This window comes from Sphingobacterium gobiense, from assembly GCF_002980575.1.
Lineage (GTDB): Bacteria > Bacteroidota > Bacteroidia > Sphingobacteriales > Sphingobacteriaceae > Sphingobacterium > Sphingobacterium gobiense.
Genome location: NZ_PVBS01000002.1, coordinates 1,016,258 through 1,039,228, shown reverse-complemented (window position 1 = coordinate 1,039,228; position 22,971 = coordinate 1,016,258). Strand labels below are relative to the sequence as shown.

General features: G+C 41.1%; 22 protein-coding genes. 9 read left to right on the top strand and 13 right to left on the bottom strand.

Annotation, left to right across the window (positions count from 1 at the left end; translation table 11 throughout):
• Nucleotides 1–38: 38 nt before the first annotated feature.
• Nucleotides 39–2,603, top strand: a complete 2,565-nt coding sequence (locus tag C5749_RS13050) for a TonB-dependent receptor domain-containing protein (RefSeq protein ID WP_105726602.1) — start codon at nt 39–41, stop codon at nt 2,601–2,603.
• Between the two features lie 27 nt (nt 2,604–2,630).
• On the opposite strand, the gene C5749_RS13045 is transcribed toward C5749_RS13050, so the two are convergent.
• The 3 genes from C5749_RS13045 to floA all read right to left on the bottom strand — a co-directional run bounded on the left by C5749_RS13045 (nt 2,631) and on the right by floA (nt 4,994).
• A complete protein-coding gene (locus C5749_RS13045) occupies nt 2,631–3,212 on the bottom strand; it encodes a Maf family protein (RefSeq protein ID WP_105726601.1) in 582 nt (193 codons plus the stop codon).
• A complete protein-coding gene (locus tag C5749_RS13040; protein ID WP_105726600.1) occupies nt 3,213–3,731 on the bottom strand; it encodes a KdsC family phosphatase in 519 nt (172 codons plus the stop codon).
• A gap of 279 nt (nt 3,732–4,010) precedes the next feature.
• A complete protein-coding gene (gene floA / locus C5749_RS13035; RefSeq protein ID WP_105726599.1) occupies nt 4,011–4,994 on the bottom strand; it encodes a flotillin-like protein FloA in 984 nt (327 codons plus the stop codon).
• A 94-nt stretch (nt 4,995–5,088) separates the two neighbouring features.
• Here floA and C5749_RS13030 point away from each other — a divergent pair, with 94 nt between their 5' ends.
• The 3 genes from C5749_RS13030 to C5749_RS13020 all read left to right on the top strand — a co-directional run bounded on the left by C5749_RS13030 (nt 5,089) and on the right by C5749_RS13020 (nt 7,631).
• The gene (locus C5749_RS13030) at nt 5,089–5,625 is read left to right on the top strand and encodes a plastocyanin/azurin family copper-binding protein (protein ID WP_105727049.1); all 537 of its coding nucleotides are present in this window, start codon (nt 5,089–5,091) and stop codon (nt 5,623–5,625) included.
• Nucleotides 5,626–5,755: 130 nt separating this feature from the next.
• Nucleotides 5,756–7,162, top strand: coding sequence for a dihydrolipoyl dehydrogenase (lpdA, locus tag C5749_RS13025; RefSeq protein ID WP_105726598.1), 1,407 nt, complete (start codon nt 5,756–5,758; stop codon nt 7,160–7,162).
• A 70-nt stretch (nt 7,163–7,232) separates the two neighbouring features.
• The gene (locus C5749_RS13020) at nt 7,233–7,631 is read left to right on the top strand and encodes an acyl-CoA thioesterase (RefSeq protein ID WP_105726597.1); all 399 of its coding nucleotides are present in this window, start codon (nt 7,233–7,235) and stop codon (nt 7,629–7,631) included.
• A gap of 5 nt (nt 7,632–7,636) precedes the next feature.
• Here the strand turns inward: C5749_RS13020 and C5749_RS13015 are convergent, their stop codons facing one another.
• On the bottom strand, nt 7,637–7,930 hold the full coding sequence (locus C5749_RS13015; protein WP_105726596.1) for a DUF3817 domain-containing protein: 294 nt from the start codon (nt 7,928–7,930) through the stop codon (nt 7,637–7,639).
• Between the two features lie 305 nt (nt 7,931–8,235).
• On the opposite strand from C5749_RS13015, the gene lpdA (C5749_RS13010) reads away from it, so the two are divergent.
• Nucleotides 8,236–9,624 carry a dihydrolipoyl dehydrogenase gene (gene lpdA / locus C5749_RS13010; RefSeq protein WP_105726595.1) on the top strand — a complete coding sequence of 463 codons (1,389 nt, stop codon included), beginning with the start codon at nt 8,236–8,238 and terminating at the stop codon, nt 9,622–9,624.
• Nucleotides 9,625–9,662: 38 nt separating this feature from the next.
• Here the strand turns inward: lpdA (C5749_RS13010) and C5749_RS13005 are convergent, their stop codons facing one another.
• The 4 genes from C5749_RS13005 to C5749_RS12990 are packed head-to-tail and all read right to left on the bottom strand — an operon-like array spanning nt 9,663 to nt 12,389.
• A complete protein-coding gene (locus C5749_RS13005) occupies nt 9,663–10,667 on the bottom strand; it encodes a LacI family DNA-binding transcriptional regulator (RefSeq protein ID WP_105727048.1) in 1,005 nt (334 codons plus the stop codon).
• Nucleotides 10,668–10,692: 25 nt separating this feature from the next.
• Nucleotides 10,693–11,268, bottom strand: a complete 576-nt coding sequence (locus C5749_RS13000) for an HAD family hydrolase (RefSeq protein ID WP_105726594.1) — start codon at nt 11,266–11,268, stop codon at nt 10,693–10,695.
• Nucleotides 11,269–11,733 (bottom strand): hypothetical protein, encoded by a 465-nt coding sequence (locus C5749_RS12995; protein WP_105726593.1) that lies wholly within the window; start codon nt 11,731–11,733, stop codon nt 11,269–11,271.
• Nucleotides 11,730–12,389 carry an ABC transporter ATP-binding protein gene (locus C5749_RS12990; RefSeq protein WP_105727047.1) on the bottom strand — a complete coding sequence of 220 codons (660 nt, stop codon included), beginning with the start codon at nt 12,387–12,389 and terminating at the stop codon, nt 11,730–11,732. The genes C5749_RS12995 and C5749_RS12990 overlap by 4 nt, the downstream gene beginning before the upstream one ends.
• Nucleotides 12,390–12,557: 168 nt before the next feature.
• Here C5749_RS12990 and sucC point away from each other — a divergent pair, with 168 nt between their 5' ends.
• The 3 genes from sucC to C5749_RS12970 all read left to right on the top strand — a co-directional run bounded on the left by sucC (nt 12,558) and on the right by C5749_RS12970 (nt 16,387).
• Nucleotides 12,558–13,751 carry an ADP-forming succinate--CoA ligase subunit beta gene (gene sucC / locus C5749_RS12985; protein ID WP_105726592.1) on the top strand — a complete coding sequence of 398 codons (1,194 nt, stop codon included), beginning with the start codon at nt 12,558–12,560 and terminating at the stop codon, nt 13,749–13,751.
• Nucleotides 13,752–14,267: 516 nt separating this feature from the next.
• On the top strand, nt 14,268–15,713 hold the full coding sequence (asnS, locus tag C5749_RS12975) for an asparagine--tRNA ligase (RefSeq protein WP_105727046.1): 1,446 nt from the start codon (nt 14,268–14,270) through the stop codon (nt 15,711–15,713).
• Between the two features lie 53 nt (nt 15,714–15,766).
• Nucleotides 15,767–16,387: an L-threonylcarbamoyladenylate synthase gene (locus tag C5749_RS12970; protein ID WP_105726590.1), complete on the top strand. Its 621-nt coding sequence runs from the start codon at nt 15,767–15,769 to the stop codon at nt 16,385–16,387.
• On the opposite strand, the gene C5749_RS12965 is transcribed toward C5749_RS12970, so the two are convergent.
• From C5749_RS12965 to tilS, 5 genes are all read right to left on the bottom strand, one after another.
• Nucleotides 16,382–16,696, bottom strand: coding sequence for a DciA family protein (locus C5749_RS12965; protein ID WP_105726589.1), 315 nt, complete (start codon nt 16,694–16,696; stop codon nt 16,382–16,384). The two genes, C5749_RS12970 and C5749_RS12965, sit on opposite strands and share 6 nt — an antisense overlap.
• Nucleotides 16,674–17,792: a DNA replication/repair protein RecF gene (gene recF / locus C5749_RS12960; protein ID WP_105726588.1), complete on the bottom strand. Its 1,119-nt coding sequence runs from the start codon at nt 17,790–17,792 to the stop codon at nt 16,674–16,676. Before recF ends, C5749_RS12965 begins: the two co-directional genes overlap by 23 nt.
• Nucleotides 17,793–17,832: 40 nt before the next feature.
• The gene (locus C5749_RS12955) at nt 17,833–18,153 is read right to left on the bottom strand and encodes a DUF4834 family protein (RefSeq protein ID WP_105726587.1); all 321 of its coding nucleotides are present in this window, start codon (nt 18,151–18,153) and stop codon (nt 17,833–17,835) included.
• Nucleotides 18,154–18,239: 86 nt separating this feature from the next.
• Nucleotides 18,240–18,731: a hypothetical protein gene (locus C5749_RS12950; protein ID WP_105726586.1), complete on the bottom strand. Its 492-nt coding sequence runs from the start codon at nt 18,729–18,731 to the stop codon at nt 18,240–18,242.
• A gap of 5 nt (nt 18,732–18,736) precedes the next feature.
• Nucleotides 18,737–20,068, bottom strand: coding sequence for a tRNA lysidine(34) synthetase TilS (tilS, locus tag C5749_RS12945; RefSeq protein WP_105726585.1), 1,332 nt, complete (start codon nt 20,066–20,068; stop codon nt 18,737–18,739).
• A gap of 400 nt (nt 20,069–20,468) precedes the next feature.
• Between tilS and C5749_RS12940 the strand changes: the two genes are divergently transcribed.
• Nucleotides 20,469–22,964, top strand: a complete 2,496-nt coding sequence (locus C5749_RS12940; RefSeq protein ID WP_245893775.1) for an OstA-like protein — start codon at nt 20,469–20,471, stop codon at nt 22,962–22,964.
• Nucleotides 22,965–22,971: the final 7 nt, after the last annotated feature.

Below are 22,971 nucleotides of genomic sequence, written 5' to 3'. Positions count from 1 at the left end.
CATCATTTTATTTAATGGTTATCAAATGAAGAAATATAATGAACCGAATATATACAGGGCTTATTACCTTATTTTTTATCAATATATATACAATCAGCTTTGCCCAGCAAGATAGTACTATCACTTTTGAAGTGGCAGGAAATTGTGCCATGTGTAAACAACGGATTGAGAAAGCAGCAAAAATAAATGGTGTTTCTAATGCTACCTGGAATATCCAAGACGGCATGGCAACAGTAAACTTCAATTCGAACGTAACATCCTCCAATGATATTAAGCAGTCGATAGCTGACGCGGGACATGACACCGATGAAGTGCGCGCGAAACAAGAAGTGTATGAAGCGCTTCACGAATGTTGTTTATACGACCGTCTTGGAGAGGAAAAAAGCCACAACAACCATCAGAACCATGATCATGAACACATTGTTCGAGGCGTGGTGGTACAGGAAAATAACCGTGGCGATCTCACACCTATTGCGGGTGTAAACGTGCATTGGCTTGAAAATAAGGCGACGCAAAGACAAAGTAACGCAGAAGGTGTTTTTGACATCAAACATGAAAAAGGTTACAGCCATCTTGTAATTACCTACGCGGGGATGCAACCTGACACCGTCGAAATAAAGAACCTACACGAGATAGTAGTCATCCACGCGAAAGACAATGTATTAGGCGTAGTAGTAGTTTCCAGAAGACAACGTACTGCCTATGTGGATAAAATGAACGCCAACCGTGTAGAGACAATAACGGCAAGGGAACTATTCAAAGCGGCTTGTTGTGATCTCAGTGAAAGTTTTGAAACCAATGCATCCGTGGACGTAGTGGCAAGTGACGCCGTAACGGGCGCTAAGCAAGTACAGTTGTTAGGCTTAAGTGGTATTTACACGCAGCTAACAGTCGAGAATCTTCCGGGCCCACGGGGATTTGCTGCACCATTGGGTTTAAATAGTATGGCCGGACCATGGATTGAAGCCATACATATAAGTAAAGGTATGGGTTCGGTGGCAAATGGATTTGAAAGTATGTCAGGGCAGATTAATGTGGAACTAAAAAAACCACACAATACAGACCGGCTTTATTTTAATGCATATGCTAACAATATGGGGCGCACAGATGTCAATTTAAACCTTGCGCAAAAACTAAACGACAAATGGTCTGTCGGCCTTTTGTTACACGACAATTTCATGTACAACAAAAACATGAATTTTAGTAACAATGGTTTTAGGGACATGCCGGTAGGTAATACGTTTTCGGGAATAAATAGGTGGCACTATGAAGACGGCAAGGGCCTAATCGCGCAGTTTGGCATTAAGTATTTAAGCGATGACCGTACAGGAGGCGAAATCGATTTTAATAAAAATAGCGATAAGTTGACTACTGACCGCTATGGATTGGGATTCGATATTGACCGCATAGAAGGTTTTGCTAAGATTGGTTACGTCTTTCCAAGTAACAAACTCCGCAGCATCGGCTTGCAACTCGCCGGATCACATTTCCGTCAGAACAGTTTTTTCGGTTTAACGACGTATGACAATAAACAAAATAGCGGATATGCGAACCTGCTATACCAAGACGTTATAGGCAACGTACAACATAAATACAGAGCCGGAGTCTCGGTATCATATGATAAATACAATGAAAACATCTTGCAACACGATTTTAATCGGACAGAAACCGTCTCGGGGGCATTTCTAGAATATACTTATGCTCCTACGGAGAAGTTCGATGCCGTTCTAGGTCTCCGCCAAGACTATAATAGCATTTACGGCTGGTTTACAACACCGAGAGCAGTACTTCGCTACGCGCCCACTAATACAACTACGTTACGCTTAAGCTCCGGAAGAGGACAACGTACCGCTAACGTTTTTGCGGAAAACCTGGGCATATTTGCATCCAGCCGCGCAATAGACTACGAGAATCTCGCCACCAATAATGGCACTGCCTACGGACTAAAACCGGAAGTATCTTGGAATACTGGGTTTACTTTTGATCAAGATTTCCAATTATTCGGTAGAGAATCGGGTGTATCCCTCGAGCTTTTCCATAACAATTTCACCAATCAGGTGGTGATAGACTGGGAGAACCCGAGAACAGTATCATTCTACAATTTGGACGGCAAATCCTACTCCAATAGTTTACAAGCTGAATTTAGGTTTATGCCAGCACAACACTTCGAAACAAAGATGGCATATAGGTTATTAGATGTACAAACAGATTATAGAAACGGGCGTCTACAAAAACCATTGACAGCCAAGCATAGAGGATTCGTCAACATGGCTTACAATTTACACAGTGGATGGAGTTTTGACTACACGTTAAACATGGTTGGCAAAAAACGTCTGCCGTCTACTGTCGATAATCCGATTGAATATCAATTGGCAGCTTATTCCGACGCCTACGTTACCATGAATGCGCAAATTAGCAAAAGCTTCGGGGCAGACAAAAACTTTACCGTATATCTCGGTGGAGAAAATTTAACAAACTTTTATCAGAAGAATCCGATTTTAGCGTTTGAAGAGCCATTTGGAAGCCATTTTGACACGAACTTGTTATGGGGTCCGATAACAGGTCGGATGTTTTACACAGGGGTACGATATACTATTAAATAATATATTATAGGGGCAACTTTTTTGCCCCTATAATTTTTTCATCTCTTGATATAGCCGTGCCGTCGGTAATCCCACCACATTGTCATATGAGCCGGTAATTGTTTTTATCCCCGTATATCCAAGCCATTCTTGAATACCATATGAGCCAGCTTTATCAAAAGGGTTATAGTTTTTAATATAATAGTCGATTTCTTCTTCGGATAAGGGATAGAATTCAACGGCGGTTGTCTCTACAAAGCTTTTTACACAGCCCTGGTATTGCAATGCTACGGCGGTAAACACTTCGTGGCGGTCTCCTTGTAATTTACGCAGCATCTGAAATGCTTCTTTTTTTTCACGGGGTTTTCCCAAGATTTCGTCTTTGTATACGACAACCGTATCTGCCGTAATAACCAATGTGTCGTAAAATGTATCACTATCAAAACCTAGCATTTTATGAATAGCAATATGCTCTACTATTTCGTGAGGCGATTGCTGTGCATCAAAATGCTCATCTGTTTCCTTGACAATAACCTGAAAATCAAAACCCATCTTTTGCAGGAGTTCTTTCCGGCGAGGTGATTGCGAACCTAGGACTATAGGTATATCTTTGAACTTCTGGATTAACATCTAAATACTTTTTATATTATCGTTGTCATACCATTTATTTTGCAATTTTAAGATTTTTTCAATTACGTCTCGAACGCAACCTCCGCCGCCAAGCTTTGGAGAGACATAATGTGCTACAGCTTTTATTTCCTCCGCCGCGTCTTGCGGACACATCGCCAATCCTACTAGTTTCAAGCAATCCAGATCCGGCATGTCGTCTCCCATAAAACCTACTTCCGCTAACGCGACATCGTAACGCCGAATAATTTCTTGCATTAATGTCAATTTATCTACTACACCTAAATAAACATCTTCTACGCCAAGGCCGCGAAGACGGTGCATAACACCCTGAGACTTTCCTCCACTTATAACAGCGATACGAAGTCCGTGTTTTATTGCCAGTTGAATAGCATAGCCATCTTTAACGGAGAACCGTCTCAGTTGCTCACCTTGTTCGGTAACAAGTACAGATCCGTCTGTAAGCACGCCATCGACATCTAAAAAAAGAACCTTGATGTGGACAAAACGTTGTAAAATCATAAAGTAACTAATCGATAAAAGTCAAAATTTTATTTAAATACGCCATATCATCAAATATTTGTCACATATTGATTGCAAACACAACTAACCTCGGAATACGCTTGACAAATATCAATTTTCGACGTACTTTTGTATCGTAATCAATAAGCAAGAGCGCTATAAATGATTACAGCATAAAATTGTCTTTTCATAATTTAGGTTTATAATTGGTTAGTAGCAAACCCTGGCGCCCATCGCCAGGGTTTTGTTTTAGAAACAACTTTGATGTTATCCTTTCGTCTACGATTTTCCTTTGTCGTCCGATGTAGGTTTGGAAATAGACGAGCGCATATCTGTATCAGCCTGTATATTCTGCATTTTATAGTAATCCATTATACCCAGATTTCCACTACGAAAAGCTTCCGCCATAGCTAATGGAACCTGCGACTCAGCTTCTATTACTTTTGCTTTCGCTTCCTGTGTTTTGGCACGCATTTCCTGCTCGGTAGCCACCGCCATAGCACGACGTTCCTCCGCCCTTGCGTTTGCCACTTTCAGATCGGCTTCAGCTTGATCTATTTGTAATTTGGCCCCTACGTTATCACCGATATCAATATCTGCGATATCGATAGACAATATCTCGAATGCCGTTCCAGAATCCAAGCCTTTAGAAAGCACTGTTTTTGAAATCCGGTCCGGATTTTCCAAAGTCTCTTTGTGGTTGATTGAAGAGCCAATTGTGGTTACAATACCCTCTCCTACCCGAGCTAATATTGTCTCTTCACCAGCCCCCCCTACGAGTTGGTTGATATTTGCTCGTACCGTTACCCTTGCTTTCGCGATGAGCTGTATACCGTCCTTTGCGACCGCAGCAACGGGCGGTGTATTGATGACCTGTGGATTCACAGATAGTTGTACCGCATCAAAGACATCCCGACCAGCAAGGTCGATGGCGGTAGCCAACTTAAAATCAAGCGGTATATTAGCTTTATCCGCTGAAATAAGCGCCTTAATTACTTTGTTTACATTCCCTCCAGCGAGATAATGTGTCTCAATCTCGTTTGTAGAAATACGCAACCCAGCTTTTGTTGACGTTATCATCGCATTGGTCACCAGCGACGGTGGCACTTTCCGTAGGCGCATTAACACCAGATTCAAAAGACTGATTCGCACATTGGAAAGTTGAGCCGTGAACCAAAGGTTTACCGGCAATAGATACAGGAGGAGGAAAAAGGCTATAACTCCCCCAACCACAATTAAAATTAAACTAATTTCAGAACCCATAGGATATTCATTTTTAAGTAACTTCTTAAAGATATCATTTTATTTTATATTTTTGTTCAAAGAGCATACGTTAAACTATTTTAATTTACATAAAATGAGAAAATTATTTGTTTTTCCAGCGATTGCTATCGCATTGTCGTTCGCGGCATGTGGCGGTTCTGAAAATAAAAACAATTCAGCGACAACAGAAGAAACGGCTACAACCAGCTCGGAAGGTGCCGCAACAGAAACCGTTCCCGGTATCGAAAACGTAGAATTATCGAATAAAATTGTCGTAGAAGGTAACGACCAAATGAAGTTTGATAAAGAGCTGTTACGGGTGAAAGCCGGCGAAGAAGTTGAATTGACGCTAAAAAACGTAGGTGAATTGCCTAAGGAATCGATGGGGCATAATTTCGTGATACTGGCTTCAGGAGTGGACGTAGCGACATTTGGCTCAGAGGCCGTTGCTGCTGCTGACAATGACTATATTCCTAAAACGTCATTAAGCTCTGTCGTTGCACACACGAAATTACTAGGACCGGGTGAAGAGGACAAAATCACGTTTACATTAGAAAAGGGCGTATACACATTTATCTGTAGTTTTCCCGGACACTTCGGGGTAATGCAGGGTAAAATCGTTGCCGAATAATATTTTGAAATTTAATAGCTTTACCATAGCGGGCACTTACTATCGTAAGTGCTTTTTTATTTACGTATTAAATACAATTAAATTTATTTAAATCGTTAACTTTGAGACCGAAACTACAATACTTTTTTTTATGCAATACGACGTAATCGTTATAGGAAGCGGTCCCGGTGGATATGTAAGCGCCATTCGCTGTGCTCAACTTGGACTTAAAACGGCTGTAATCGAAAAATATAGCACTTTTGGTGGTACCTGTCTGAATGTAGGGTGTATTCCATCCAAAGCATTGTTAGATAGCTCAGAGCATTATCACAATGCGGCGCACAATTTTGAAACACACGGCATCGGATTAAGCAACCTAAAATTAGATGTGAAAAAGATGATGGAACGTAAAAATGAGGTCATTTCACAAAATACGGCTGGTATTACGTTTCTTTTTAAGAAAAACAAAATAGACACTTATGAAGGTGTTGGCTCCTTCATCGATAAAAACACCGTTAAGGTAACCAAAAACGACAATAGTTCGGAAGAACTAAAAGCAAAAAATGTAATCATAGCCACAGGTTCAAAACCTACGGCACTTCCTTTTTTGCCAGTCGACAAAAAACGAATTATCACTTCCACGGAAGCTTTAAATCTCGCTGAGGTACCCAAACACCTCATCGTCATCGGTGGTGGTGTAATTGGTTTAGAGCTGGGATCTGTTTACGCACGCCTTGGCGCAAAAGTATCGGTTGTCGAATATGAGAAATCCATTATCGGCACCATGGATGGAGGTCTAGGAAAAGAATTACAGCGTGTATTAAAGAAAAATCTAGGCATGGAATTTTTCTTAGGACATAAAGTTACAGGCGCGTCTGCAAAAGGCAAAAAAGTGACTGTAACTGCTGAAAACCCAAAGGGCGAGACTATTTCCATAGAAGGGGATTATTGTATTGTCGCAGTAGGAAGAACGGCCTATACAGAAGGTTTGGGATTGGAGAATATCGGTATTCAAACCGAAGAACGAGGAAACAAGATCTCGGTTAATGAGCATTTGGAAACTTCGGTAAAAGGTGTTTATGCAATCGGCGATGTCGTAAAAGGGGCAATGCTTGCCCACAAAGCAGAAGATGAAGGCGTCTACGTAGCAGAGCATATCGTAGGTCAGAAACCACATATCGACTATAATCTAATACCCGGTGTAGTATATACGTGGCCAGAAGTGGCTTCCGTGGGAAAAACAGAAGAACAACTGAAAGAAGCCGGTTTAAAATACAAAAGTGGCTCGTTTTCTTTTAAAGCATCCGGACGTGCTAAAGCTTCTGGAGACACTGATGGTTTCATCAAGGTTTTGGCAGATGCTGAAACCGATGAGATATTGGGCGTACACATGATCGGTCCACGCGCGGCTGATATGATTGCAGAGGCTGTTGTAGCAATGGAATACAGAGCATCAGCTGAAGATATCGGCAGAATATGCCATGCCCATCCAACATTCACCGAAGCGATAAAAGAAGCTGCATTAGCCGCAACGGCAAACAGAGCAATTCACGCTTAAATCATAAAAGGCAAGATAAATTATCTTGCCTTTTATTTTTTGGACAATAAAATGCAAAACACAAACCTTTATGAATTTTCACACCCGAAAATGGATAAAACCAGAGGATTTAAATCCTAACGGATCTTTATTTGGTGGCACCCTACTGCGTTGGATTGACGAAGAAGCCGTCATCTACGCGATTGTGCAACTTGGTAACCCAAAGGTCGTCACAAAATACATCTCGGAAATTAATTTTGTAAGCTCCGCTCAGCAAGGAGATATTATAGAAATGGGCATTGAAGCTACCCATTTCGGACGAACATCCATCACGATGCGCTGCGAGGTAAGAAATAAAATTACGCGCAAAACCATTCTATCGATTGATAAATTAGTGTTCGTCAATTTGGACGAAAACGGCATCCCCGTCCCACATCATAAGACCGAAATTACATATGCTTATATGGGTATTGAGAAAACCGGAAAATAAATCCACTATGTATTAGGAGAAGTGATTAACTTCTTTACATCTCGTTCAATCCAAAAGGATACAATCGGTATTAACGATGCAAGAAAGTATTTTATTACGCGGCTAAACGACCACTTATATTCGTTCCAGCACATAATTAGTAGGATAATAAAAAGCACGACAAGAAAACCATGAATAGAGCCCGCCACACGAACGGCCTCCGGAATATTTGCTAGATATTTTAAAGGCATAGCAACAAAAAAGAGAACAACAGTGGAGACAGCTTCCCACAACGCAATCTGTTGAAAAATCCGTAGCATAATGATCGATTAAAAGTTTCTGCAAACTTACGGTCTAAAGTCCAATAGCGCCGCATTTTAATTATCTATTGACCAAAGTTTGACATGGAAGTCAAAAACGTCTCGTGCTACCTCATCGTTAAACACGAAAAACGGTATCTAATACCGATAACTTCATCACCTTAAAAACATTTATACAGATGAAAAAAAATATGTATTTTTGGAACGTTCGCTATGCGCACAAGTCTTTTACTACAAACATTTAAATTATATGCATACTTGGAATATACCATGTACAATGCATACGCTTAAAAATAATACACATTATGAACTACGACATCATAGTAATCGGTAGTGGTCCAGGAGGATATGTCGCTGCTATCCGCGCCTCTCAATTAGGCTTTAAAACAGCAATTGTAGAACGTGAAGCGCTCGGCGGTATCTGTTTAAACTGGGGTTGTATTCCGACCAAAGCTTTATTGAAAAGTGCACAAGTATTCGAGTATTTAAATCATGCCGAAGAATACGGAATCAAAGTTCAAGGCGGCGAAGCAGACTTCTCTGCCATTGTAAAGAGAAGCCGTGGCGTTGCTGACGGCATGAGCAAAGGTATTCAGTTCTTGATGAAGAAGAATAAAATTGATGTCATCATGGGTACTGCTAAGATTAAAAAGGGTGGCAAGGTGGAAGTAAAGGGTGCCGACGGTTCAACAAAGGAGTACAACGCTAAACATACTATATTGGCAACAGGTGCGCGATCCCGCGAGTTACCTAACCTGCCCCAAGATGGTAAGAAAATCATCGGATACCGTCAAGCAATGAATCTTCCTAAACAACCCAAATCACTTGTTGTTGTTGGCTCAGGCGCTATCGGCGTTGAATTTGCTTATTTTTACAACGCTATCGGCACAAAAGTGACCATCGTAGAATTCATGGACAGAATTGTTCCTGTGGAAGATGAAGAGGTTTCCAAGCAATTGGAAAAATCATTAAAAAAAGCAGGCATCGATATCATGACTAAATCCGAAGTACAATCAGTGGATACCAAAGGTGATCTATCGAAAGTTTCCATTAAAACGGCAAAAGGCACGGAAACAATTGAAGCGGAGGTTGTTCTTTCTGCTGTTGGTATCAGTCCAAATATCGAAAATTTAGGACTAGAAGAGACAGGTGTAAAAACGGATAAAGGTCGCATAATAGTAGACGATTTTTACAAGACAAATATTGATGGCGTATATGCTATCGGTGATATCGTAAAAGGTCAAGCCTTAGCACATGTCGCTTCTGCAGAAGGAATAACTTGTGTGGAAAAAATCAAGGGTCTACACGTTGATCCTATTGATTACAATAATATTCCGGGGTGTACGTACTGTTCACCGGAGGTAGCTTCTGTAGGCTATACTGAAAAAGCAGCTAAAGAAGCTGGTTATGAGCTAAAAGTCGGCAAATTCCCATTCTCAGCTTCGGGTAAAGCTTCTGCAGCCGGAGCCAAAGATGGATTTGTTAAATTGATTTTTGACGCTAAATATGGTGAACTTCTTGGAGCTCACATGATCGGTGCCAATGTTACGGAAATGATTGCAGAAGTTGTCGTTGCCAGAAAACTGGAAACCACAGGACACGAAATGATTAAGGCCGTTCATCCACACCCGACCATGAGTGAAGCCATTATGGAAGCTGCTGCAGCGGCTTATGATGAGGTCATTCATTTATAACAGCATAAGAAGCAACTTGGCGTATTCAAGTTGCTTCTTTATTTTAACACCAGTTTTGATTCAAAAACCACCGTTTCTGGCGCTACTTGATCGTCCGATCCAATATGCTTAAATAAAATTTCCGCAGCTTTGCGTGCCTGTTGGTCGGGATATTGTTCTATACTTCCCATGGGTGGATTCTCCATGTATTTCCATAAGGGATAATTGGCGTAGCTGATAAAAAACACGTCTTTCTTTTGCACTAATCCTTTCTGACGAACGTATTTGATCACGTCCAATGTGACAAAATCGTTAAATGAAACGATTGCGGACGGACGCTGGGGTAACGTCAGCAATTTGTCTATCGCCTCAACATTCCCTTGTTCAGTTAAATCTGTGTGAATTACATAGCGCTCGTTATATACTAAACGTTCACTTTCCAACCCATTTTGATAGGCTGCAGCTCGCTCCTGTGACGCCAGTAAATTCGCTGGTCCATTAATTAACGCAATATTCTGATGTCCTATCGAAGCAAATGCTTGAATGGCTTCACGCATACCCGTGGCTAGATCACTGTATACTTTATTGACGCCTTCAATTTTTGGAACGCAATCGAAAAAAACAATTGGAATTTCCGCATCATTTAACATTTCGACAAAACTCAGATCCTCTGTGTTTTTCCCTAAAGACATTAAGATACCGTCTACTCGATGTTTTTTAAATGTCTGCAGTATCTTTAGCTCACGCGCGGCATCGTCATGAGATTGCCCCATAAGCACTGTATAATCGTGTTCCCCTGCTACCTTTTCAATTTCGCTGATAGCAGAGGAAAAAAAAGGTTCCGAAAGACTCGGAAGGATGACACCAATCGTGAACGTACGGCGCTGTTTAAAAAAAATAGCTGTCTGATTAGGTTCATAGTTCAGTTCTTCGGCAACTTTTTTCACGCGCATCGTAGTTACTAACCCAATACTTGGATGGTCGTTTAATGCCCGCGAAACGGTGGACGGCGATATCTTCAATCTACGCGCAATTTCCTTTATCGTTGCCGGTTTTTTCTTCATACTGTGTTCTTTTTTATTGGTAAAGTCATCCATCAAAACTCGAATCCTTTGCGGTAACGACTTGAATTTCTTCTGCCGATACCTGATACTCCCCCATCACATAATCAATAGGATTGATATTTCGAAATTCCAATTCGCGTATAAAAAACACTTTTAGCGAAGGCAGAAATACGGACAGCTCTTGCCAATCGATGTGTTTAAGTTTATTTAGTTGCTCTACCGGGTTTCCATTTGTCAGGATCCCCACATTTTTTTCCTTTTCGAATAAAGATAATAATAATGTTTTAATATCGTCGTTTAAAAAAAGTTTCAATGGTAAATGAGCATTAGCCTTCAGCCTTTCGAAATTTTCATAATACCCTTCATTTAATCCAAAATGTATTATCGTATTCTGCAGTACAGCCCTCTCTCCCACTGTTTCCAAAGCTTCTTTCATAAAGCGTACGATATCCGCTGCTAAAGCCCGTCCTTCCGTATATTCCACAAAATTGGAGAACAAATAATATACCTGTAGTAGGTAATCCCGTTTGGGATACAACACGTCGTCGATTTCAAAAACGTAAACAGACTTATCTAAAGAAAAACCACTGTTATTCATCATCTAAACTAAACACAGAATCGGCTCTTCACCAGAATCAGACAACATGCCCACACCCGAAAAATAGCCATCACATAATTGTTCATCAGTCAACATATCTTTTCCAGCTTTCATCACATGAACCACTCCAGATGGGTTTTCAAGCATGAAACAATCTGCTAGATTTCGAGGTATTAGTACCGTTATTCCGTACTCGTCCAATAATATCCCAGCTTCGTTCAATGGCTGCAATTCCATTTTACCCAAGGGGAGTATCGTCTGATACCCGTTATCCAAACACAGTTTTAACATTTCATGTGCAAATATTGGATTTGCTCCTGTAGGAATACGATGATAGTGCTGCTTTAATAATATATCTGGAAATGGTTCCGAACTGGCGTAAGCTATCTCATAACGAGAAGACAGTAGCCTGCCCATACGCTGCGCAAAAGGTTGTGTACCGTATGTGATTAAAATAGTATCCATCATTTATCAAGAATCTCTCCATCACGCATGTGAACCGTCCTGTCCGAGATATTGGCTAATTCTTCATTATGCGTGACAATGATAAAGGTTTGATCAAGCGAGGCGCGCAGCTCAAAAAACAACTGATGCAAAGAAGCCGCATTCTCCGAATCGAGATTGCCCGACGGCTCATCTGCTAAAATTAAAGAAGGATTGTTGATCAAAGCTCGTGCTACCGAAACCCGTTGTTGTTCTCCTCCCGACATCTCAGATGGCTTATGTTGAGCCCGATGTTGAACCCCTAATCGTTTCAAAAGTTCCATACCTCGTACTTCCGCCTCTTTTTTTCCTACATTGTTGATAAATGCCGGAATACAAACATTTTCGAGCGCAGTAAATTCGGGCAATAGATGATGAAATTGGAAGACAAAACCGATATGCTTATTTCGAAATAAACTCATCTTCTTTTCATTCAGTTCACTTATGTTGGTGCCGTTAATGACAATCCGCCCACTATCTGGCCTGTCCAATGTACCGATAATATGCAACAGTGTACTTTTACCTGCCCCTGATGCTCCTACTATGGAAACAATCTCTCCCGTGTCCACCGATAGGTCTACACCGCGCAAAATCGGCAACTTTCCGAAAGACTTATATATTTGGTTTGCCTCCAATATCATAATGCGAAGGTAAGAAACCCCCATGATTTTCGAAAATTACACCGAATTATATTTAAATCATGGCAGCTTCACCGGCTGCTGTAGACAATCTTTGTTAATGAAAAAAGGAAGAAAAGATTACTTGCCCTTTCCATTTAAAAACCATATTTTTACCACAAATTTTTTAAGATGAACATTCACGAATATCAAGCAAAAGAAATACTTAAAAGTTTTGGCGTAAGAGTTCAAGAAGGAATCCTTGCAGAAACTCCGGAGCAGGCTGTCGAAGCGGCGCAAACATTAAAACAAGATTTTAATTCGGATTGGGTGGTTGTAAAAGCACAAATCCACGCGGGTGGTCGCGGTAAAGGTGGCGGCGTGAAACTGGCTAAAAATCATGACGAGGTATCGCAGCGTGCGACAGACATTATTGGCATGCAGTTGGTTACGCCGCAAACGGGCCCAGAAGGAAAAAAAGTAAGTAAAATTTTGGTTGCACAGGATGTATATTACCCTGGAGAGAGTGAAGTCAAAGAATTTTATGTTTCCGTTTTATTAGACCGAGCAACAGGACGCAATATCATCATGTATTCTACCGAAGGAGGTATGGATATTGAAGAGGTAGCAGAAAAAACGCCTCACTTGATCTTCAAAGAAGAAATAGATCCTAAAGCAGGCCTGCAAGGTTTCCAAGCACGTAAAATTGCTTTCAATCTCGGTCTTTCTGGTGCCGCACACAAGGAAATGGTGAAATTTATCGCTGCTTTGTATAAGGCATATGATGCTATAGACGCATCGTTATTTGAAATCAACCCTGTATTAAAGACATCTGATGACAAAATCCTAGCAGTTGATGCAAAAGTCAATTTTGACGAAAACGCACTATACCGTCATGCGGACTACGCCGCTTTGCGTGACTTAGCAGAAGAAGATCCTACGGAAGTAGAGGCAGGAAAATCCAACTTAAACTATGTAAAGCTGGATGGCAATGTGGGTTGTATGGTAAATGGTGCCGGCTTAGCTATGGCTACTATGGACATCATTAAAATCGCTGGTGGTGAACCTGCGAATTTCTTAGATGTGGGAGGTACAGCAAACGCAGAAACGGTAAAAGCTGGTTTCAATATAATTTTGAAAGACCCGAACGTAAAAGCTATTTTGATTAATATCTTCGGTGGTATCGTTCGTTGCGACCGTGTAGCACAAGGGGTAATCGATGCATACCAAGAAATCGGAAATATTCCAGTGCCGATCATTGTTCGCCTTCAGGGTACAAACGCCGCGGAAGCAAAGAAATTAATTGATGATTCCGGCTTACAGGTTTATTCTGCCATCTTGTTGAAAGAAGCAGCAGAATTAGTAACGAAAGTATTAAAAGGATAATAAGCAGTGTTGTTATGAAAAACCGGTTTCCTTTTGAAAACCGGTTTTTTTGTAAAAGATTTTTTTGTAAAAGATTTTTTTTGCTTCTTTTTTTACCTCAAAAAAAGAAGCAAAAAAAATCGTCGCTGGGAATCTTTGCATAGGGAGCAAGTGCAAAGGCAGATTCCTACAGATGCAAAGTTCCAAGGCGACATGAAGTGTTAATGGGGATCGTGCAATGCGTAGCTAAAAGCGATCAATAGTAGGAAATGTCTATCGCGGTGTAAAAACGGCCTTGTATTTTTTCGCGGCCAGCTTTACGCAGACTATTCCGTTAAAAACAAAATAATGTTTGAGCGTAGCGAGTTTTATTTTGTTTAGGAAGAGGCAAGTAAAGGTAGCGAAAACATACTCAGCCTTGATTTTTTTGCTTCGTTTTTTTATCAAGAAAAAAATGAAGAGAATCTTTTCATCAAGAAAAAATGAAGAGAACCTTTTTATCAAGAAAAAAGGAGAATGAATAAAATGGGTAAAAAAATGGAACATACACGTATAAAAGACTTATTAAAATCAGAAGAATTCGATAAAGAAGTCATCGTAAAAGGTTGGGTGCGGACTTTCCGCAACAACCAATTTATAGCTATCAACGACGGTTCGTCCGTAAACAATATCCAAGCTGTTGTAGATTTTGAGCATACAGAAGAGGCCTTATTGAAAAGAATAACAACAGGGGCGGCAGTACGCGTAAAAGGACAACTTGTGGAATCGCTGGGAAAGGGCCAACGCGTAGAAATCAAAGTTAATGAGCTGACTATCCTGGGGGATTCGGATCCGGAAAAATATCCGTTGCAACCGAAAAAACACAGCTTAGAATTTTTACGGGAAATAGCACATCTACGTTTCCGTACAGGTACATTTAATGCCATTTTTAAGATCCGTAACGCATTGGCATTTGCTGTACATAAATTCTTCAACGAGCGGGATTTTATATACATGCATACGCCCATTGTTACCGGATCTGACGCGGAGGGCGCTGGCGAAATGTTCCAGGTCACGACTTTGGATTTAAACAATCCTCCTCGCACAGAATCGGGCGAAATAGACTTTAAAGAAGATTTCTTCGGTAAACCGACAAACTTGACCGTATCGGGCCAATTGGAAGGAGAGCTTGCGGCGATGGCACTAGGCAACATCTATACGTTTGGCCCAACCTTTCGAGCAGAAAACTCCAATACAACACGACATCTGGCTGAGTTTTGGATGATAGAACCAGAAATGGCTTTCTATGAACTAGACGATAACATGGATCTTGCTGAAGACTTGTTAAAATACGTCATCAAATATGCCTTAGACACCTGTCCGGAAGAAATTGAACTACTGAACAACCGATTATTGGAGGAAGAGAAATCAAAACCTCAGAACGAACGTTCTGAAATGGGACTGATTGAAAAATTAAATTTCGTTATCGAAAACGATTTTGAACGCGTCACTTATACAGAGGCGATTGAAATCCTCAAAAGAAGTAAACCCAATCAGAAAAAGCAGTTCAAATACCTTATCGATGAGTGGGGCGCAGATCTACAGTCAGAACACGAGCGTTATTTGGTAGAAAAGCACTATAAGAAACCGGTTATCCTAACGGATTATCCACGCGAAATCAAATCGTTCTACATGAAGCAGAACGAACCAGATGCACAAGGTCGCCATACGGTACGTGCAATGGATATCCTATTTCCAGGAATCGGTGAAATGGTAGGTGGCTCACAGCGGGAAGAAAATCTGGACAAGCTGCTCACCCGTATGGCCGAAGTTGGCATCCCAGAGAAAGAAATGGATTGGTTCCTAGACACGCGTCGTTTTGGATCTGCACCACATGCTGGTTTTGGCGTAGGTTTTGAACGTCTTGTGCTATTTGTAACTGGAATGACGAATATCCGAGATGTCATTCCATTTCCGAGAACACCCAAAAATGCAGAATTTTAACAAAATACAGGTTAGAGGCGCAACCTTTTGCGTCTCTATGTTGTTATTATGGTATGTTAGTCAGAATATACGAAGAAAACCCCAATCCAAAATTTATCGAACAGGCGGTAGATATCCTTAGAAAAGGCGGGGTCATTATATATCCTACGGATACCGTATACGGTATAGGCTGTGATATCACGAACCAGAAAGCTATCGAACGCGTCTGTAAAATAAGAGGACTTAAACCAGAAAAGTCTAACCTATCTTTTATATGCTATGATTTGACCGACATTTCACAATATACTAAACCCTTTGATACCGCCGTGTTTCGCGTGTTAAAAAAAGCACTACCCGGCCCGTTTACGTTTATTTTTAATGCCAGCGGCCAAGTCCCCAAACTGCTAAGCACCAAAAAGAAAACAGTGGGTATCCGTATCCCTGACAACAATATTGTTAGAGAAATTGTTAAAGAGTTAGGTAATCCGATCGTTACCTCTTCCATTCGTGATGAAGATGATATCATCGAATATTCCACGGACCCGGAGCTCATTCATGAGAAATATGAGGAGCTGGTCGACCTCGTAATTGACGGCGGATATGGCGACAATATAGCATCTACTGTAGTTGACGTAACATCAGGTGAATTTGAGGTTGTGAGAGAAGGAAAAGGTGTTCTCGAAGCGTATCTATAAAATGAAAAACTCTTCCACAACCACGTGCCCTACATATTCATTCACACGCCCGATAATTTGACGGCGCATCAAGGCCAACTCATTTTTAATCACTGCTGATTCTACCTTAACAAAGAGTTTTTTATCGCGAATATAAATCTGCTGCGTGCGATTCGCAATGGCCTTTCCGATAATATCTGGCCATGCATTGACTATCGACGACTCATCGTATTTGGAGCGTAGGCGATACGTTTCAATCCATTTTTCGATAACCTCTTTAATGCCTACGTCGTCTTTTGTTGGAATTTCATCCAGCTTCTTCTTGTACATCTATAGTTCCCCCTTTCACCTCAAAAATACGAATTGGCTGCGCTATTTCATCGAAAATCTCTTTTATTCTTTCTGCGTCCGTATCTGTAATGAAAATCTGTCCAAACTCGTCTTCTGAAACAAGCTGCATTAGTTTTTTCGTGCGGTTGTCGTCCAACTTGTCAAAAATATCATCCAACAACAGTATTGGCTTGCATGTCTTGTTATTTCTAAGGAAACTATATTGCGCTAATTTAAGGGCAATTAAAAATGACTTTTGTTGACCTTGTGAACCGAATTTCTTTAATACCATATTGTCATGAATGGTAAATAAAAGGTCATCTTTATGTATTCCTTGCGAAGTTCGCTCTAATACACGGTCTTTATCCAAACTATCGCGTAGCAGCGTTGCAAAATCTGTCCCCATCAATGGAGACTCGTAAACTAATGAAACCTCCTCTGCTCCTTCTGTTAAGAACGCATAGTACCGTTCAAATTCGGGAAGAAAATCGGCCATAAACTGTATTCGTTTTGCGAATATCCGCTCGCCTACTTCGGCTAGCTGGAGGTTCAGGATATCCAATAATCCAAGATCCAATATCCCTTTTTCCTTCACCTGTTTAAGCAATACATTGCGCTGCAAAAGAACTTTGTTGTATTGAATAAGAATATCTAAATAATGATTATCGGTTTGGGAAATAACATTATCCATGAATTTACGACGTTCCTCACTTCCTTCCGTCACGATAACAGCATCATTAGGGGAAATCATGACCAATGGGAATAAACCGATATGATCTGCAAGACGTTGATAATCCTTTTTATTACGCTTAAATTGCTTTTTCTGATTTCTCTTTAAGCTGCAAGAAATAATATCGGGTACCTGATTGCGCTCGAACTCACCTTGCACCATGAACCAGTCAAAGCCTTTTTTTATATGCTGGGAGTCTATCGGATTGAAATAAGACTTACATAAAGCGAGATAATGGATAGCATCAAGTAAATTGGTTTTTCCTGCTCCATTTGCGCCAGCGAAAGCATTTATCTGTGGCAAAAATTCCAAAGATGATTCCGTATAATTCTTAAAATTGAAAACAGCGAGTTGCTTCAACCACATTTTGTAAAATCAAAAATAAAAGAGTGGGATAGCAAACCGATCATTTAATCTCTTCGAAATCGATAAATTCCCCAGCAGTCTGTGTACCTTTCTTTAATTTAGCTTCATCTTGTGGCACGTAATCTACACGTACCTCTCCCTCATTTTTAGGTGGTGTTTGTTGCTTAAATTGTTCGAAGGGATTTCCTCCGGTAGTATAAGAATATGTCCCGTTCCCCCCTCCTGCAGACTGTTGCTGTTGCGCTTTATTCATTAGACGTTCCATTATTTTACGCAACGCAAAAGGCATCAGCAAGCGGAACAAGTATTTCAATCCATAAAAGACCAGCAAAATTATAGCGAGTATTTTAAGTAATTCCATGCTTTTCTAACGTTTTCCTCAAATTTACTAATTTAATTCCTTTTCCACCGTCAACAGAATGTCAGCATCAAAACCCTTAACAAAATTTAAGTATTTAACCTTCGTTTCGCTTCCACAACCGCGCGAGCTAGTTCTTCGGCTTTGTGTGAACCAATAATATAGGTCAAGCCTTCTTTATCCGTCAACCAAACAGCATCTTTCCCACCAGAATAAAAACGGATTTTCCCTCCTTTATGCAAATTATAAACCGGATTATTAAAAATAAACGTGCTATACGGTTTTAATTCTATTTTCGCTATATTGTATAGATCAATTTTAACTAGCTTAGACGACCACAGACCACTCAGAATCAAAAACTTCCCTTCTACTGTTGTTTTATAATGCACCATGTAAATCATGATGACCGAGATTACAATAACACTTGTCCCCACGATGAAGAACAATTGTCGCGACGGCAGATTTTCTATATTTAAATAATACGCCACAAAACAAAACAAAGCCAAAATCATCCGCACACTAATCCACGTAGCATCCCGTCCTAAATATTGCTTTTCCTGAAAAAGATAATGTCCGTTCATAGCTTTTATTTACAAACTAAAGTAAAGACTTTTTTTGTACTTTTCATTATCTTGTACCGATTATCTGCACGATAATTGACGATCCATAGCACATCACCATTTCCGTTGATTAAGATAGGAATCGTATTCTTCTCGTATCGTCCAATTTTCTTCTGGATAAAGTAGTCACTTACTTTTTTACGTTTGCCCTCCATACCCAGCGGGTAAAAATAATCACCCTCTTCCCACAAACGTAATATCAAAGGAAACTGTAATTTTTCAAAATCCACCTGTAGAACATTTTCTGCTCGGCGTAGTGACGTATCCTCTTCTATCGAAGCTTCGAACTGCCTATCAACAAAAGAAAATACGACAGTGTCCACATGGATTTCAATAAGCGGAGAGTCCTGTTTTCCCTTTTGTACTTTCAGCCAGATATCTTCCCTATCCAATAACAGCTCATATTGCGCGGAGCAAAATATTTTACCTGGTTCTCCATTCCAATGTTTCCGCATATCCGCTAAAACATTCTTGGAAAAACCGTACGGCTTGAACAGTTCAAATAATAAAGGAAGTCGATGAAGATGGGGTTCCAATTTTGATTTGCTAATTCGGACTAAACTACCTACGGGAATAAATAACGCCTTTCGGATAGGTACAATAAATGATTGGAGCAAATCATACGCTTCCTGAAAATGAACGATATTCTCACACATAATATCATCAAATTCAGGACTAATTTCCCGGAATTTGGGGATAATCTCCAAGCGTACTTTGTTTCGTGCATACTTCGTAGAGAAATTAGACAGATCGTCCCGAAACGGAATCTGTAATTGCTGTACACAATCTGTAATCTCTGCCGATGATAAAAAGAGTAAGGGCCTAATTATGGTTTCTCTTTTGGCAAGAATACCCTGTAAACCTTGTAGCCCTGTTCCTCGTGTCAGATTAAGCAACACCGTTTCAATATGATCATCTTGATGTTGGGCAATGGCAATCCATTGGGCTCCTAGCCGTACACGCAATTCCTCAAACCAAGCATAGCGCAGCTCACGTGCCGCCATTTGGGTGGATAGGCCGTATTGTTCTGCGTAATCATTTGTTTGAAAATGCCGTACAAAAAAAGGTACTTTATGTTGTTCAGCAAATTCTTTTACCAACTGTTCATCCAAGTCAGCATCCACTTCCCGCAAATGGAAATTACAATGGGCTATCACACAAGGATAACCTGCCGTTAAAAAAAGGTGGGCCATCAACATGGAATCCCGCCCGCCACTAACCGCTAGCAGCACTTTATCGTCCACACTAATACCCAGTGTCTCTTGCAGATATCCCTTAAAACGATGAACCAAATCCATAGCTCAAAGTTAAGTTTTTCTTTATACTTTTTTTTCCGCAAAAAAAGTATACAAAAAAACTCGTCGCTTCAGATATTTGAGAAAAAGGGATCGTGCTAAGGATGGGTGTCTACAAACCTCAAATATCTGATGCGACCTAAAAAGTTAAAGGAGGGTTCATGCAATTGTATTATCCCATTCTTAAACGCTAATGTCGCATCCGAACTATTCTCGATGCGGGATAAGTGCGGGGCATTGGGACGCATCAAATGTTTTACAACTGCACAAATTCATGCTTAGTACTATCCCAAATGTAAAACATTCGAAGCGACGAGCTTTTTGGTTCTTTTTCGCGGGGAAAAAGAACATGAAAATTCTACTTTAACAAATTTTTGCTATTTAAATACCTATTTTTGCTCCTGTGAAATACTGTTTTGCGCTTATCTTAAACCTCGTGTGGCTCACCTCGTTGTTTGCCCAGGAAGAGTTGCGTTTAATCTCTTCGAGGTACAGTACGATTATCGATCAACAGGGGTTCAGCAGTATTCAGCCTGTTTATGCGCACAAGGGAAATACGTTATCCGCTGATAGTGGCATTATCTACGAGGACGAGGTTGGTCGGCAATTCTTTGAAGCGTTTGGAAATGTAGTTATTACCCAACCGTCCGGGACAATTATCTATTCCGATCGCCTGCACTATGATGCCTCCCCACAAATTGCAACGTTAACGAATAATGTTCGCATGGTCGATGCGAATTCGGTATTGACAACCAATCATCTCATCTATAAAATGCGTGACAAAATAGGCAACTACACCGGAGGTGGAAGAATTATTTCCAAAGGTGATACCATTACCTCCCGAAATGCCTACTACTTCGAAAACACGCAAGATGCCTATTTTCGCAATAAAGTCGTGGTGCGCACGCCCGATGTTAAGATCTATACCGATACGATGCGTTACAATTCCGATCAACGCATGACCTATTTCTTTGGACCGACAAACATCAAAGGAAATAGCGGAGAGAATCTATACACCGAAAAAGGTAATTACAATACAGAAAAAGGTATCGCCAACTTCAACAAAAACAACTTATATACCGAAGGAACACGTTTTTTAAAGGGCGATAGTCTTTACTATGATCGTGCTAGGGGTGTAGGAAAAGCATATCGGAACGTCGTATTTGTCGATACCCTGGATAAATTCTATGCCTACGGTGGCTACGGTCTATATGATCAAGCGGATGAGTCTATTACCATGACAGACAAGCCCTTGATCACGATGGTGGTGGAGAACGATTCTACCAGTTCTGTACCTGCCGATAGTTCGGAAATGGCTTCGGTAGATTCCCTTGAATCCGATCTAATGGAAACGAAGGAGGACACTGTAATCGTGCAAATCGAAGAGGACGATATCGTTGCCGACAAAGAAATTATCACCGCAACAGATTCTACACAAACAACACTGCCCCGGGACACAGCTAAGGTAGATTCGGTGTATATGACGGCCGACACCCTCTATTCCCGCATGATTATGCTACGCGATTACAAGGCGCTAGACTTTAAGCTAGATCGGAGTGGCGGAGAAATAGAGACCGATGAGGATATTGATTACGGAGACGAGGACGACTACGGATCCGAGGATAGTGGCATAGAAACGGATAATCTAACACAACTTTCCGACGCTGTTAAAACAGCAATCGATAGCGTCTCCATAGATAGCATTTCTGCCGAGGGGGCAATAGACAGTATACCTATCGATAGCGCATCGATTAACCGGCTGAAAACGGACAGCGTGGAGACCGTCGTGGCAAAAAAAGTTGAGGAGAAGTTAGCCATAGCGAAGCCGGCGGACATCAAGAAAGCAACACTGGTTGATTCCACCAAAAAAGCGGCTATCAAGGAGACAGCGCGGGCAGATATCGCGCGAAGCATGGCGCAGGATTCGATATTACGACAGCAAGCCACCATGCCCGAAGAAGCAACCGCAGACAGCCTCATCAATCAGGCGATAGCTAGCGCACAGACCCCGGATACAACCTTCAGAGATACCACGAATGAAGCTTATCTAGACACCGCCCGAACACGGATTGTTAAAGCTTACTATAATGTCCGGATGTTCAAATCTGATTTGCAGGCGGTTGCCGATTCGGTATACTATGGCATGGCAGATTCCATGTTCCGTTTTATGGGACGCCCCATGATATGGGCCGAAGGATCACAGATTTCTTCGGATACGATTTACATGCAGATCCAAAACCAGCGAATGGATAATGCATTGTTGATCAACAATGCATTTATGGTCAACGCCGTATTGGATACAGTGAAGTTCAATCAACTTAAAGGCCGTAAGATTACAGCTTTCTTTGCTAATAATTCTATTGACCGGATGTATGTAGACGGAAATGCGGAGAATTTAAGCTTTGCCACGAACGACAAAACCCATCGGATAACGGAGATGTTCCATGACCGCGGCGCCCGTATCAAAATCAAGATGGAGGGTAAAAAAATCATTGACTACATCACGATACGGAAAGTAGATCAAAAGCTTTATCCTTTTAAGCAGGTGACGCAGGAAAACGAAGTCTTACCAGGATTCATCTGGCGACCACAGGACAGGCCAAAATCGAAAGAAGACATGATGAACCGGAAGCGGGAGGTCGAAAAACCAGCAGCTTCTACTGAAAACGCTGCGGATGAAAACTCCTTTGAAAATACCGATGATATGGTAGAAAGTGTGGAAGAAAAGGTAACTCCGGAAGAGGAAGACGAAGTACCGGCTCTTCAAGAGGAGGAAGCTCCGATAACTACAGGAGAAAAAGAAGCTTCTAAAGCCGCAGCAAATGAAAAAAAGGTGGCGGAGAAGGAAGTCGAGCCTGCGGAACCGACGAAGGAAGAAAATGCACCTGACACCGAATAACAATCAT